This window comes from Amycolatopsis sp. NPDC034160 (genome assembly GCF_055575355.1).
Genome location: NZ_JBVISU010000015.1, coordinates 102295 through 115796, shown reverse-complemented (window position 1 = coordinate 115796; position 13502 = coordinate 102295). Strand labels below are relative to the sequence as shown.

Sequence of the window (13502 nt, the reverse complement as noted above, 5' to 3'; positions counted from 1 at the left end):
CGCGTGCTCCAGCACAGCACAGACGTCGAGGCACCGCACTGGGACTCCCGGCCGAACAAACCCCCAAATAACTGTTTGCCGGTTGTCGTCCCGGCAGTCAATACTCGTCCTTATGCCGGATTCCCCGAGCCTCGAAGGGCTTCGCGTCCTCGCGCATCCCGTACGGCTGCGCATTCTGTCGCTTTTGACCGGTGTCGCGATGAGCGCGGCCGAAGCCGCCCGCGAACTCGGCGAGACACAGGCGAATGTCAGCTATCACTTGCGGCGACTGCACGAGGCCGGGCTGCTGGACGTCGCCGAGGAGGTCCGGATCCGGGGCGGGCTGGCGAAGCGCTACCGGCATGATCCGGAGTCCGGCACGCGGTTCGCCTCGACGAATCCGCGAGAGGAACAGCTCCTCATCGGGTCCATGGCCGAAGAGCTCACACGTCGCAGCGAATTCCGGGTCACCGGCGAACGCGGTTCGACGACCGACGCGGAAATGTGGGTCGACCGCGAGACCTGGGAGAAAGCACTCGGGCACGCGCGTGAACTGAGCAGGCTCCTGCACGCGGCCGCGCGGCCGCCCCGGACTCGCGGCACGATCCCGGTCAGCGCGACGGTCGCGATGTTCGAAATGACGCCGTCGTGACCTCACTGCGCGAGCCCCTGCGCCACCACAACTTCCGCTGGCTGATCGGCGGCCGTACGTTCGGCGAGTTCGGCAACGCCGTCGCCCCGCTCGCGCTGGCGTTTGCGGTGATCGACCTGACCGGTTCGGCCGTCGACATCGGCATCGTCGTCGGCGCGCGGTCGGTGGCGAGTGTGCTGTTGCTGCTGTTCGGCGGGGTGCTGGCGGACAGACTGCCGCGATCGGTGATCCTGCAGGGCACCGAACTCGCCGCGACGCTGACCCAGGCGACCATCGCGGCGAGTGTCCTTTGTGGATTCGCCTCGATTCCGCTGCTGGTCGCGCTGAGCGTGGTCAACGGCGCGGTGGCCGCGATCTCCGCGCCCGCCTCGGCGTCACTCACCCCGTCGACGGTGCCCATCGAGCTGCTGGCACCGGCCAACGCGCTGGGCAGGTTACTCTCGAACTCCGGCCGGATCGCCGGCGCCGGACTCGGCGGCCTCCTCGTGACGGCGGTCGGCCCCGGCTGGGCCCTCGGCGGGAACGCGCTGCTGTTCCTGGGCTCGGCCCTGTCCTACCGGCGAATCCGGCTCAGCCGCCGGGAACGGATCCCCGGCAGCCGGCCACTGGCGGAACTCGCCGAAGGCTGGCGTGAGTTCCGCTCGCGGACCTGGGTGTGGGTCGTGGTCGTCCAGTTCATGGTGGTGAACGCCGTCATCGCCGGCGGGATCGCGGTACTCGGCCCCGTCGTCGCCGACAGCACCTTCGGGCGCTCCGGCTGGGGCTTCGCCCTCGCGGCACAGACGATCGGTTCCCTGATCGGCGGCATCCTCGTCGCCCGCCGGCAACCGCGGCGCGCACTGTTCGTCGGCGTCGCGGTCATCCTTTTCGAGGCTCCGCCGTTGATCCTGCTCGGCCAGGCGCCCTTGCTGCCGCTGCTGCTGGTGGCCATGTTCGTCTCCGGCCTGGCGATCGAGCAGTTCGTGGTGGCGTGGGACGTCTCGCTGCAGGAGAACGTGCCCGAGGACAAACTCGCGCGCGTCTACTCCTACGACATGCTCGGTTCCTTCGTCGCCCTGCCGCTGGGGCAGATGGCGGCGGGGCCGGCGGCACAGCACTTCGGGGTCGGCACGACGTTGCTCGCGTGCGCCGCGCTGGTCGTGGCCGCCACCTGCCTCGCCCTGTGCAGCGGGCAGGTGCGGGGTCTGGCCCGCAAGACCCACGTGGCCCGGCCCTGACCCCTGGAAGTGATAGCAAAGGTCCCTTGCTCCCTTTCCGCTGGTCACGGCCAGGGGCGGACCTCCTCGAGGAGTTTCGCGACCGCGAGCACCAGGTCGTCGGAATGCCGAGGGCCGACGATCTGCAGGCCGACCGGGAGACCGCTGGAGGTGCGGCCGGCCGGAACGCTGATGGCGGGCTGCTGGGTCATGTTGAACGGGTAGGTGAACGGCGTCCAGTCCGGCCAGCCGCTCAGTCCGCTGCCCGGCGGCACCTCGTGCCCGGCTTCGAAGGCGGGGATCGGGAGGGTCGGCGTGATCAGCACGTCGTACCGCGTGTGGAACTCGCCCATCAGGATGCCCAGCGCGGCCCGCTCGGCGTTGGCGCCGAGGTAGTCGCTCGCCGAGAAGGTCTTGCCGAACTCCCAGACCTTTCCCAACCCAGGGTCGACCTTGGTCTCCGAACCGGCGGGGAAGGTGTCCAGCCATTTGGCCGCGCCCGTCGACCACAGGATGTCGAAGGCGGGCTTGGGGTCGCTGAAGCCGGGATCGGCCTCTTCGATGTGCACGCCCGCGTCGCTCAGCGACTGGACCGCCGACTTGACGATCGCCGCGACCTCCGGGTCGACGTCGACGAAACCGAGCGTCGGCGAATAGGCGGCGATCAGCCCGCGCACGTCCCGGCGGACGGCTTCACGGAAGGTCGAGACGGGCGGAGCCAGCGCGGCCGGGTCGCGGTAGTCGGGCATCGCGAGGACGTCGAGGAGCAGCGCGGTGTCGTCCACCGAACGCGCCATCGGACCGGCGTGCGACAGCGGGCCGAACGGGCTCGCCGGAAACAGCGGGATCCGGCCGTGTGTCGGTTTGAGGCCGACGATTCCGCAGAAAGAAGCCGGGATCCGGATCGAGCCACCGCCGTCGGTTCCGACGGAGAGCTCACCCATGCCGGCCGCGACGGCCGCGGCGCTCCCGCCGCTGGATCCGCCCGCCGTCTTCGACGGGTCGACCGGATTGCGGGTGATCCCGGTCAGCGTGTTGTCGGTGACGCCCTTCCACGCGAGTTCCGGTGTGGTGGTCTTTCCCAGCAGCACCAAACCGTTCTCCCGCAGGCGCGCGGTGACCGGGCTGTCGACGTCCCACGGCTGGTCGGGGTCGATGCACCGCGAACCACGCAGCGTCGGCCAGCCCTGCGTCAGGAACATGTCCTTGATCGAGGCCGGGACACCGTCGAGCCAGCCGATCGGATTGCCGTCGCGCCAGCGGGCCTCGGACGCTTTCGCCTGTTCGAGTGCGCGATCGGCGTCGACCAGGCAGAAGGCGTTGGTATCGCCGTCGCGTTCCTCGATGGCGCGCAACGCGTTCTGGGTGGCCTCGATCGGCGACAGTTCTCCGGTGGCGTACGCGGCGACCAGCTCACTCGCGGTCAACTTGCTGTCGTTCATCCGGCCCCTAACCTTGGCGAAGCGTCTCCGACGGCACGTATCCGAGCCGCTTGTCCACGACGTTGCGCAGTGGCTCCCCCGCGCGCCAGCGACGGAAGTTGTCCGCGAACACCTCTACCAGAGTATTACGCCAGCCGACGAAGTCACCTGACATATGCGGTGAGATCAGCACGTTCTCCATGGTCCACAAAGGACTCTCAGGCGGCAGTGGCTCGGTGTCGAAGACGTCGAGCGCCGCACCGCCGAGCGGTCCGTCCCGCAACGCGCCGATCAGGTCGGAGGTGATGACCAGTTCGCCGCGGCCGACGTTGACGAACCGCGCGCCGGGCTTCATCGCGCCGAAGGTCTCGGCATCGAACATGCCCTTCGTCTGCTCGGTCAGCGGCGCGACCGCGACGACGTAGTCCGCCTCGGGAAGGTGGCGCGCCAGCTCCGAGGACGCGTACACGTCCCCGAAGTCGGGGTCGTCCTCACGAGCCCGGCGTCCGACACCGGCCACCGACATCCCGGCCGCACGCAACAGCCGCGCGATCGACCGGCCGATCGGCCCGGTACCGACGACCAGGACCCGGCGGCCGTCGATCCGTTCACTCTCGCGGTGCCGCCACTCCTTCCGCCGCTGCAGCTCCCACGACCGGGCGAAATCCTTGGCGAAACCGAGGACGACGCCGAGGACGTACTCGGCGATCGCCCCGTCGAACACACCACGCGAGTTGGTGAGCACGACGTCGCTCTCCCGCAGCCCGGGGAAGAGCACGGGATCGACGCCCGCGCTGGCGATGTGCAGCCAGCGCAAGCTGTCGGCCGCATGCCAGGCACCGGGAACCGCCGTCGAAAGGAAGTCGTAGACGAAGAGCGCGTCCGCCCCGGATACCGCATCAGCCAACCCGGCCTCGTCGGTGTAACGAACCACCGCTCCGGCTTCGATAGCGCGCATGTCCGGTGGGCGTGCGTCTCCGCAGAGCACCGCCACCACTGGGGTCTCCGAGGCGATCACGTTGACACCGTAAAAGTGGCTCGTATGATTGTCAACAATCCGAGGAACGACCCCCGGAGCACCGGACTGTGACCGCAGAAGTTTCCGGAGGCTGAGACTTGGATTTCGACTTACTGGAGTTCGACGGGCCCTTGGCGCAACGCGGCATCGGCGTGATCGCTCCCTTCGACCTGGCCCTGGAACGCGAGCTGTGGCGCTGGGTGCCCATGGAGGTCTCCCTCCATCTGGCACGGACGCCGTACGAGCCGGTGCCCGTCAGCATGGAGATGGCCCAGCTCGTCAGCGACAGCAGACACCTCGCCGCCGCCACGAGGGACGTACTCCACGTCGAGCCCGAAGTCGTCGCGTATCTGTGCACCTCCGGCAGTTTCGTCAACGGTGTGGACTACGAACGGTCCTTGACCAAGGCGATCTGTGACGCGGGCGCTCCGGACGCCGTCACCACCTCCGGAGCACTGGCCGAGGTCCTGCACCAGCTCGACCTCCACCGGGTCTCGGTGCTGACGCCCTATGACGGCGACTTGACCGGGAAGCTGCACGACTTCCTGGCCGAACTCGATGTGCGTACCGTCTCGAGCGATCACCTCGGCCTGGGCGGCGGCATCTGGAAGGTCAGTTACCGGACCATCGCCGAACGCATCCTCGCCGCCGACCACGCCGACGCGGACGCCATTTTCGTCAGCTGCACCAACCTCCCCACCTACGATCTGATCGAGCCGCTCGAAAGCGCGCTCGGCAAACCCGTCCTCACCGCGAACCAGCTCACGATGTGGGCCTGTCTTCGGCGGATGAACCTGCCGATCGTCGGGCCCGGCAAGTGGCTCCGCGAGGTCGATTGACCTCTTCCCCTACGATTGTCGACAATCTGCCTCCGGAGGTCCCGTGCCCATCACGCCGCTCACCCCGCCCGAGCCGACCACGATCGGGTTCATCTATCCCGATCACGCCGCCGAAGACGACTACCCCCTCGCGGAACAGCTCCTCGGCGGGGACATGGCCGGGATCAAGCTGCCGGTCGAGCACATCTACGGGACCGATCTGCACGCCGTGCCCGAACTCCTGGACCTCGGCAGCGAAAGCCGTCTCGCCGACGGTGCCGCGCTACTGGCCAAGCACGAACCGGACGCGGTGGTGTGGGCGTGCACCAGCGGCAGCTTCGTTTACGGCTGGGAGGGCGCCAGGGACCAGGCCGACCGGCTGGCCGCCGTCGCGGGTGTCCCGGCGTCGAGCACCTCCTTCGCCTTCGTCCACGCCGCTCAAGCGCTCGGCGTCCGGCGGGTCGCGGTCGCCGCCAGCTACCCGGACGACGTCGCCCGGCTGTTCGTCGACTTCCTCGGCGCCGGCGGGATCGAAGTGATCTCGATGGACAGCGCGGACATCGACACCGCCGCCGAGGTCGGTGGACTCAGCCCGGAGGACGTGGTCGAACTCGCGGTGAGCCGCGACCATCCGGACGCGGACGCCCTGCTCGTCCCCGACACCGCGATGCGCACCCTCGGAGAGATCAACACGCTCGAAACGCGTCTCGGCAAGCCGGTGCTGACCGCCAATCAGGTCACCGTCTGGGAAGGTCTGCGGCTCACCGGGAAAGCCCCGCTCGTCCGCACGCTGGGCGCACTGTTCGGGCAGAGAGGCAACTGAACCATGTCCTTGCCGGATATCGAGCCGGTCAGCCGGGAATCGACCGCCGGGATCATCGCGCGCCAGTTGCGGGACGCGATCATGACCGGCGCCCTTCCGCCCGGCACCCAGCTCGGTGAGACCGAGCTGGCCTCCCGATTCCAAGTCTCGCGAGGACCATTGAGGGAGGCGATGCAGCATCTCGTCTCCGAAGGGCTCCTGCGCAGCGAACGCCACCGCGGCCTGTTCGTGATCGACCTCGAACCCGGCGACGTCTACGACATCTACTCGGCGCGCTCGGCCATCGAACGCGCCGCGATGCTGCGGGCGCTGCGCGGTGACCGGGAGAAGGTCGCCGCCGAACTCGAACAGGCCGTGAGCGCCATGGCCGTCGCCGCCGGCGACGACGACCCGACCGCGCTCTCCTGGGCCGACCTCCGCTTCCACGAAGCACTGATCGCGGCCTCCGGCAGCAAGCGGCTCGCGCGGATGGCGCGCACCCTGCTGATCGAGACGCGGATGTGCCTCACCGCGCTGCAGGGGACCTATCAACGGGTCGAAGAACGGGTCACCGAACACACCCGGATCATCGAGGCCCTGCGCGCCGGTGACGAGGAGACCGCGCTGTCGCTTCTGGAAGCCCATATGGAGGACGCCGTCCAGCGGCTGGCGCCGGGGACCAGCCTGCGGGTGGGCGAGGCTCCCGCCGTGCCTTGAGAATTCGCCGTGTCTTGAGGATTCAGCCACGGCCACGCGCTCCCAGCACGGGCTGCCCGCCTGTCCCACCGCGGAACTCCCTGTCCCACGGCCAGTTTCCGTGCTCGTCCTCGTATACCAGTTGCAGGGCACGGAAATCGGAGCCGTACAGGAGGACGGCGGTGGGCATGTGCGCCGACGGCGAACTGAGTGAGACGACCTCGAACGCCGGCCAGCCGACCTCCGCCGGCAGCACTTCGCCGGGTTCCGGCGGGTCCGACCGGATTACCTGCTGAGCGAAATAGTTCAGCAGCTGTCCGGATCTTCGCTCTCTCAGCCCGGTGACGACGAGTTCCGGAAGCCCGGCGTCGGTGAGCCCGACCGTGTACGCGAAGCCGGGTTGGGCGTGTCCGCGCTCGACGGTCTGCACCATCCAGCCGTACTTCCGGATCAGGGGACGGACCTCCTCGGTGAGGTAGTCGTCGCGCGTCTTCCCGGGGTTGTCGCAATGCCAGCACATCGGCACTCCTCCAGTCGTCGAATTCGGTGATCGACACTGTGCACCGGGGCACCGACAAAAACCGACGGCCCGGAAGTCCGAGCTTCACTTCCGGCTCGACCGGCGACGTCGTGAAGGCCTCCTTTCCTACTCTGAGCGCAGGGAAGAAGGCCTTCAGCCGAGGTAGGCCAGGCTCTGGTTCTGGACACCGACCGGGTTTCAGTGTCCACAAGGGACATTTCTAGAACGACCCAAATCACTCACGACCCCGCGCGAAAGCGCGTAACTTGCCCAAATCGGGTGCTTGTGCGTTGAGAAGTGTCTCTTATCGACAGTCGAGAGCCGCCCCCGCTGACGCGATGAACGGGGCTTTCATTGCAAAATTCGCAATGAAAGCCCCGTTCATGACATCACCGGCGAAAAAAGTACCGCGTGGGACTTGACACGCCTCTATGCGGATGGTTCAAGATAGAGCGGCGACCACCGCGGACCCGAGTTCGGCGGTGGTGGACTTCCCGCCGAGGTCCGGGGTCTGCACGGTCCCCTCCTCGAGAACCTTCTCCACCGCGGTGTGAACATCTTGTGCCGCGGCGGTTTCCCCGAGATGGTCGAGCAGCATCGCCCCCGCCAGGATCTGCGCCACCGGATTCGCGATGCCCTGTCCGGCGATGTCGGGAGCGCTGCCGTGCACAGCCTCGAACATGGAAGGAAACTCCCTGGAGGGATTGATGTTGCCCGAAGGCGCCATTCCGAGCCCGCCCGTCACGGCCGCCGCCAGGTCGCTCAGGATGTCGCCGAAGAGATTGGAAGCGACCACGACGTCGAGCCGGTCCGGCGCCTGCACCATCCGCGCGGCGAGCGCGTCGACATGACATTGTTCCGCACGCACGTCCGGATAGTCCGAAGCGATTTCGAGAAAGACCTCGTCCCAGAACGGCATCGAGTGAATGAGCCCGTTGGACTTCGTCGCCGAGCAGACCCGCCCCGTCCGCGTCTTCGCCAGTTCGAAGGCGTAGCGGATGATCCGCTCGACCCCGACCCGCGTGAACACGGATTCCTGTAAGACGAACTCGTTCCCCTGACCACGATTGTGCCTGCCGCCGATCTCCGAGTATTCGCCCTCGGAGTTCTCGCGGACGATCACCATCTCCAGTTCTTCGGCGCTCCGGCCGGCCAGCGCCGACGTCGTCCCCGGCAGCAACCGGACCGGCCGGAGGTTGACGTACTGGGTGAACGCACGCCGCACCGGAATGAGGAGGCCCCACAACGAGACATGGTCCGGGACACCGGGAAAGCCGACGGCACCGAGAAGGATTCCGTCGAACCGGGAGAGCTGGTCGATACCGTCCTCCGGCATCATCGAGCCGGTCTTGGCGTACCGCTCACAGCTCCAGTCGAATTCCTTCCAGGACAAGGAGAAGCCATGTGATGCCGCCACCCGGTCGAGGACCTTGCGGGCCTCGACCGTGACGTCGACACCGATCCCGTCGCCAGGAATGCTGGCGATCCGATAGGAGGCCCCTGCTTGAGATTTCCCTGCTTGAGATTTCCCTGCTTGAGCTATCCCCGCTTGAGCTATCACAGAGCCACCGCGATGTACTTGGTCTCGAGGAACTCGTCGATGCCGACGCTGCCGCCTTCGCGGCCGAGCCCCGACTGCTTGATGCCACCGAAGGGCGCCGCCGGATTCGAGACCAGCCCTTGGTTGAGGCCGATCATGCCGGCTTCCAGCCGTTCCGAAACCCGCAACGCCCGCTTGAGATCGGAGGTGTACACATAGGACACGAGACCGAATTCGGTGTCGTTCGCCGCCGCGATGGCCTCGTCTTCACTGTCGAACGGAGTGATCGGGGCGACCGGCCCGAAGATCTCCTCTGAGGTGAGCCTGGCTTCCTTGGGCACGTCGGTGAGCACCGTGGCCTGATAGAAGTTACCCGGTCCGTCCACAGTGGATCCGCCGGTGAGAACGCGTGCTCCTCGATCGACGGCGTCGGCGACGAGGCCGCTCACCTTCTCGACCGCGGGTTCGTCGATGAGCGGACCGACGACGACACCTTCCTCGGTGCCCCGGCCCATCGGCAGGGCCTCCATGCGCTCGGCGAGGCGGCGGGAGAACTCGTCGACGATGCCTCGCTGGACGTAGAAGCGGTTCGCGGCCGTGCAGGCCTCGCCGATGTTGCGCATCTTCGCGGTCATCGCGCCTTCGATCGCCGCGTCGAGGTCGGCGTCTTCGAAGACCAGGAAGGGGGCATTGCCACCGAGTTCCATCGAAGTGCGAAGCACCTTGTCCGCGCACTGTTCCAGCAGCTTCCGCCCGACCCCGGTCGAGCCGGTGAAGGACAGCTTCCTGGCCCGGCCGTCCCGGATCAGCGGCTCCATCACACCGCCGGAGTCCGACGTCGTGAGCACGTTCAGCACACCTTCCGGCAACCCCGCTTCGGCGAGGATCGCCGCGAGGGCCAACATCGAAAGGGGGGTTTGCGCAGCGGGTTTGATGACCATCGTGCACCCGGCCGCGACCGCGGGCCCGATCTTGCGGGTGCCCATCGCCATGGGGAAGTTCCATGGCGTGATCAGCAGGGACGGTCCGACGGGCTGCTTGGTCACCAGGAACCGCCCTGTCCCGTTGGGGGCGACGGCGTATCCACCGTCGATCCGGACGGCCTCCTCCGCGAACCAGCGGAAAAACTCGGCCGCGTAGGTTATCTCGCCCTTCGACTCCGCGAGCGGCTTGCCCATCTCCAGTGTCATCAGCAGCGCGAGTTCGTCGGCGCGCTCGACGAGCAGTTCGTAGGCACGACGAAGAATCTCGCCGCGTTCCCGTGGGGCGACGTTCGCCCAATCGGCCTGTGCGGCGACGGCGGCGTCGAGTGCGCTGACACCGTCCGCCGGTGACGCGTCGGCCACCTCACACAAGGCTTCGCCTGTCGAGGGGTCGAGAACGGGGAAGGTCTTCCCGTTCGCGGCGGCCACCCACTTGCCACCGATGAACAGTTCTTTGTCGACCGCCGCGACTACGCCGGCCTCACTGATCGAGCTCATCCCAACGCTCCTCCATGTTGTCCCGAAGGCCATGCTATGGATATTGTCAACAATCGACAACAGCTCAGCCGACCTAGGAGCGCAGCCCATGGCCCAGCTATCACCGCTGCTCAAGCAGGCAACTCCGGTCGTGGTCGACCACGGTGAAGGGGTGTACCTCTACGACACCGATGGCAAACGTCACCTGGATTTCACCGCCGGTATCGGCGTGACCAGCACCGGCCACTGCCACCCGCACGTGGTGAGTGCCGCGCGGGAACAGATCGGCAAGCTCATCCACGGCCAGTACACGACGGTCATGCACAAGCCGATGCTGGAGCTCACGGAAAAGCTGGGCAGTGTCCTGCCGCAGGGCCTGAACTCGCTCTTCTACGCGAACTCGGGCAGCGAGGCCGTCGAGGCGGCGCTGCGGTTGTCGCGGCAGGCGACCAAACGACCCAACGTCATCGTCTTCCAGGGCGGGTTCCACGGCCGGACGGTCGCGGCGGCGACCATGACGACCTCGGGGACCCGGTTCAGCGCCGGGATCTCCCCGCTCATGTCCGGCGTGCACGTCGCGCCGTTCCCGTACGCCTTCCACTACGGCTGGGACGAGGAGACCGCGACGAAGTTCGCCCTGCGCGAGCTCGACTACCTGTTCGCGACGGTCTGCGCGCCGAACGAAACGGCGGCGTTCTTCATCGAACCGGTGCTCGGTGAGGGCGGCTACGTCCCGGCGAACCCCGAATTCCTGGCCGGTCTGCGGGAACGTGCCGACAAGCACGGGATCCTGCTGGTGATGGACGAGATCCAGACCGGCTTCGGCCGGACGGGCAAATTCTGGGGTCACGACCACTTCGGGGTGCGCCCCGACATCGTGCTCATCGCGAAAGGACTGGCGAGCGGATTCCCGATCTCGGGCATCGCCGCGTCGGAGGAGTTGATGGCGAAGGCGCTCCCGGGTTCTCAGGGCGGGACCTACGGCGGCAACGCCGTGGCCTGCGCGGCGGCGATCGCCACGCTCGAGGTGATCCAGCGGGAAGGTCTGGTCGAGAACGCCGCCGAACGCGGACGGCAGCTGCTCGAAGGGGTACGGGTGATCGCGGACAAGTCACCATCGATCGGCGATGTCCGCGGGCTGGGGCTGCTGGTCGGTTCCGAGTTCACCACCCCGGACGGCGAGCCGGACACCGCGAAGGCCCAGGCGGCGCAGAAAGCCGCGTCCGCCAACGGGTTGCTGCTGCTGACCTGCGGTGCGTACATGAACGTCGTCCGGATGGTTCCCCCGCTGGTCGTCAACGCCGAGCAGGTGGACGACGCCTTGCGTATCTGGGGTGACGTAGTGGCGGGGGTCGAATGATGGCCCGCTACATCACGATCACCCTCGACAAGCGCGGGGTGTCCTGCCGGGCCCGGTTGCTCGACGCCGAAGCCCCTCGGACCTGCCGCGCGGTGTGGGACGCGCTGCCGCAGAGCGGTTCCGCCTATCACGCGAAGTACGCGCGAAATGAGGTCTACACTCTCGTGCCGCCCTTCGCCGAGCCGAAGCCGGGTCGCGAAAACCCCACGGTGACCCCGATTCCGGGCGATGTCGTGTATTTCGGCTTCGAGGCGTGGGAGATCGGCAACCCGGCATACGGCTACGACGAGGACAGTGAGGCGCACAGCGATCAGGGCGCGACGGACCTCGCGATCTTCTACGGCCGGAACAACCTGCTGATCAACGGCGACGCGGGCTGGGTGCCCGGCAACGTGTTCGCGACGATCGAAGAGGGATTGCCCGAAATGGCGGAAGCCGCGCAGGACCTCTGGCTGCGCGGTGTCGAGGGTGAGACGCTTTCGTTCGCCCGTGCGTGAACCCCGTGGGTGGGTGCGGGGCCGTTCGAACCCACACCCACCTCCACGCCTTCGGCCATGAAGTGAACATGAAAATGATTCATGGCCATCGCCGCCCACGACGTACTACGCTTCGGTAACCAGGCAAGGACGCGTGAGGAAGGGCTGTCGATGGGCGATGTTGCGGCACGGTTCGCCGAGATCGTCGGGGACATGAATCTGCTGTCAGGCGAGGCGATCCCCGAGGACTACGCACACGACGAGGCGTTGACGGCCGCCCCGCGACAGCCCGCGTACCTGGCTAAACCGGGAAGCGCCGAGGAGGTCGCGGAGCTGCTCAAGGCGGCGACCGAACACGGCGTGCCGGTCACCGCGAGAGGGTCGGGCACGGGGCTTTCGGGTGGCGCGCGGCCGAGCGAGAACGGCATGGTGATCTCTTTCGAGCGCATGAACGCGGTGCTGGAGATCGACGTCGAAAACCATGTCGCCGTCGTCCAGCCCGGCGTCACACTGTCCGATTTGGACGAAAAGACCACCGAAGCCGGACTCGGCTACACCGTCCACCCTGGCGAACTGAGCGCGAGCGTCGGCGGCAACGTCGGGACGAACGCGGGCGGGATGCGCGCGGTCAAGTACGGCGTCACGCGGCACAACGTCGTGGGCCTCCAGGCGGTGCTGCCGACCGGCGAGATCATCCGTACCGGCGGCAAGACCTCGAAGGTGTCGACCGGATACGACCTGACCCAGCTGATCATCGGGTCCGAAGGCACGCTCGCGATCGCGACCGAGGTCATCGTGAAGCTGTATCCGCGCCTGCCGCACGGCGCCACGGTGCTCGCTCCGTTCGAGACCTTCGACGAGGTGATGACCGTCGTCCCGAAGATCATCTCCAGCGGGCTCGCGCCGCACATTCTCGAATACATCGACAATCTGACGCTCGCCGCGATCAGCTACAACGAGAAGCTCAGCCTCGGCGTCCCGGACGACATCCGTGACTCCGCTCAGGCGTACCTGGTGGTGGCACTGGAAAACCGCGACAACGACCGGCTGCACGCCGACATCGAGGAACTCGGCGGACTGCTGAGCGATGTCGGCGCGATGGACGTGTACGTGCTCGAGGGTGGTTCAGCGCGCAAGCTCATCGAAGCCCGCGAGAAGGCGTTCTGGACGGCCAAGGCGGCGGGCGCCGATGACATCATCGACGTGGTGGTCCCCAGGGCCGCGATGCCGGAATTCCTGCGCCGCGCCAGGGAAATGGCGTTGTCACGCGAAGCGGGCGCACTCGGCTGCGGGCACGCGGGCGACGGGAACGTCCACCTCGCCATCTTCTGCAAGGACCCGGAGAAGCGGAAGAAGCTCCTGACCGACATGTTCGCGCTCGGCATGGAACTCGGTGGCGCGATCTCCGGCGAGCACGGCCTCGGGCAGGCCAAGTCCGCCTACTTCCTTGATTTGGAGGACCCGGCGAAGATCGCGCTGATGCGCCGGATCAAAGACAGCTTCGACCCGGCCGGGATCCTCAACCCCGGCGTTCTTTTCGCTGAGAGGGCTTGAAAGTGAGTGA

General features: G+C 67.2%; 13 protein-coding genes. 8 read left to right on the top strand and 5 right to left on the bottom strand.

The window, feature by feature from the left end; genetic code table 11:
- Window positions 1–112 precede the first annotated feature (112 nt).
- Window positions 113–631: a helix-turn-helix domain-containing protein gene (locus ACZ54P_RS26995; RefSeq protein ID WP_465464357.1), complete on the top strand. Its 519-nt coding sequence runs from the start codon at window positions 113–115 to the stop codon at window positions 629–631.
- The gene (locus ACZ54P_RS26990) at window positions 628–1848 is read left to right on the top strand and encodes an MFS transporter (protein WP_465464356.1); all 1221 of its coding nucleotides are present in this window, start codon (window positions 628–630) and stop codon (window positions 1846–1848) included. The genes ACZ54P_RS26995 and ACZ54P_RS26990 overlap by 4 nt, the downstream gene beginning before the upstream one ends.
- A 44-nt stretch (window positions 1849–1892) precedes the next feature.
- On the opposite strand, the gene ACZ54P_RS26985 is transcribed toward ACZ54P_RS26990, so the two are convergent.
- Together ACZ54P_RS26985 and ACZ54P_RS26980 are read right to left on the bottom strand one after the other, a co-directional pair.
- A complete protein-coding gene (locus ACZ54P_RS26985) occupies window positions 1893–3269 on the bottom strand; it encodes an amidase (RefSeq protein ID WP_465464355.1) in 1377 nt (458 codons plus the stop codon).
- A gap of 7 nt (window positions 3270–3276) precedes the next feature.
- Window positions 3277–4206: a D-2-hydroxyacid dehydrogenase gene (locus ACZ54P_RS26980; protein WP_465464453.1), complete on the bottom strand. Its 930-nt coding sequence runs from the start codon at window positions 4204–4206 to the stop codon at window positions 3277–3279.
- 158 nt (window positions 4207–4364) lie between these two features.
- Between ACZ54P_RS26980 and ACZ54P_RS26975 the strand changes: the two genes are divergently transcribed.
- The 3 genes from ACZ54P_RS26975 to ACZ54P_RS26965 are packed head-to-tail and all read left to right on the top strand — an operon-like array spanning window position 4365 to window position 6603.
- The gene (locus tag ACZ54P_RS26975; RefSeq protein ID WP_465464354.1) at window positions 4365–5105 is read left to right on the top strand and encodes a maleate cis-trans isomerase family protein; all 741 of its coding nucleotides are present in this window, start codon (window positions 4365–4367) and stop codon (window positions 5103–5105) included.
- A gap of 43 nt (window positions 5106–5148) precedes the next feature.
- Complete coding sequence (locus tag ACZ54P_RS26970; protein ID WP_465464353.1) at window positions 5149–5907, top strand: maleate cis-trans isomerase family protein; 759 nt, start codon at window positions 5149–5151, stop codon at window positions 5905–5907.
- Between the two features lie 3 nt (window positions 5908–5910).
- A complete protein-coding gene (locus ACZ54P_RS26965; protein ID WP_465464352.1) occupies window positions 5911–6603 on the top strand; it encodes a GntR family transcriptional regulator in 693 nt (230 codons plus the stop codon).
- 22 nt (window positions 6604–6625) lie between these two features.
- Here the strand turns inward: ACZ54P_RS26965 and ACZ54P_RS26960 are convergent, their stop codons facing one another.
- The 3 genes from ACZ54P_RS26960 to ACZ54P_RS26950 all read right to left on the bottom strand — a co-directional run bounded on the left by ACZ54P_RS26960 (window position 6626) and on the right by ACZ54P_RS26950 (window position 10123).
- A complete protein-coding gene (locus ACZ54P_RS26960) occupies window positions 6626–7102 on the bottom strand; it encodes a DUF4262 domain-containing protein (RefSeq protein WP_465464351.1) in 477 nt (158 codons plus the stop codon).
- Window positions 7103–7544: 442 nt separating this feature from the next.
- Complete coding sequence (locus ACZ54P_RS26955; RefSeq protein WP_465464452.1) at window positions 7545–8645, bottom strand: tartrate dehydrogenase; 1101 nt, start codon at window positions 8643–8645, stop codon at window positions 7545–7547.
- Between the two features lie 14 nt (window positions 8646–8659).
- Window positions 8660–10123, bottom strand: a complete 1464-nt coding sequence (locus ACZ54P_RS26950; protein ID WP_465464350.1) for an NAD-dependent succinate-semialdehyde dehydrogenase — start codon at window positions 10121–10123, stop codon at window positions 8660–8662.
- Between the two features lie 88 nt (window positions 10124–10211).
- Between ACZ54P_RS26950 and ACZ54P_RS26945 the strand changes: the two genes are divergently transcribed.
- The 3 genes from ACZ54P_RS26945 to ACZ54P_RS26935 all read left to right on the top strand — a co-directional run bounded on the left by ACZ54P_RS26945 (window position 10212) and on the right by ACZ54P_RS26935 (window position 13492).
- Window positions 10212–11462: an aspartate aminotransferase family protein gene (locus ACZ54P_RS26945; RefSeq protein ID WP_465464349.1), complete on the top strand. Its 1251-nt coding sequence runs from the start codon at window positions 10212–10214 to the stop codon at window positions 11460–11462.
- Window positions 11462–11959, top strand: coding sequence for a DUF3830 family protein (locus ACZ54P_RS26940; protein WP_465464348.1), 498 nt, complete (start codon window positions 11462–11464; stop codon window positions 11957–11959). Before ACZ54P_RS26945 ends, ACZ54P_RS26940 begins: the two co-directional genes overlap by 1 nt.
- A 150-nt stretch (window positions 11960–12109) precedes the next feature.
- Window positions 12110–13492, top strand: a complete 1383-nt coding sequence (locus ACZ54P_RS26935; protein ID WP_465464451.1) for an FAD-binding oxidoreductase — start codon at window positions 12110–12112, stop codon at window positions 13490–13492.
- Window positions 13493–13502: the final 10 nt, after the last annotated feature.

Coding starts and splice junctions, on each gene's coding strand:
- ACZ54P_RS26995 (WP_465464357.1), top strand. CDS start 113: ATGCCGGATTCCCCGAGCCTCGAAGGGCTTCGCGTCCTCGCGCATCCC.
- ACZ54P_RS26985 (WP_465464355.1), bottom strand. CDS start 3,269: ATGAACGACAGCAAGTTGACCGCGAGTGAGCTGGTCGCCGCGTACGCC.
- ACZ54P_RS26980 (WP_465464453.1), bottom strand. CDS start 4,206: ATGCGCGCTATCGAAGCCGGAGCGGTGGTTCGTTACACCGACGAGGCC.
- ACZ54P_RS26965 (WP_465464352.1), top strand. CDS start 5,911: ATGTCCTTGCCGGATATCGAGCCGGTCAGCCGGGAATCGACCGCCGGG.
- ACZ54P_RS26960 (WP_465464351.1), bottom strand. CDS start 7,102: ATGTGCTGGCATTGCGACAACCCCGGGAAGACGCGCGACGACTACCTC.
- ACZ54P_RS26950 (WP_465464350.1), bottom strand. CDS start 10,123: ATGAGCTCGATCAGTGAGGCCGGCGTAGTCGCGGCGGTCGACAAAGAA.
- ACZ54P_RS26945 (WP_465464349.1), top strand. CDS start 10,212: ATGGCCCAGCTATCACCGCTGCTCAAGCAGGCAACTCCGGTCGTGGTC.
- ACZ54P_RS26940 (WP_465464348.1), top strand. CDS start 11,462: ATGGCCCGCTACATCACGATCACCCTCGACAAGCGCGGGGTGTCCTGC.
- ACZ54P_RS26935 (WP_465464451.1), top strand. CDS start 12,110: ATGGGCGATGTTGCGGCACGGTTCGCCGAGATCGTCGGGGACATGAAT.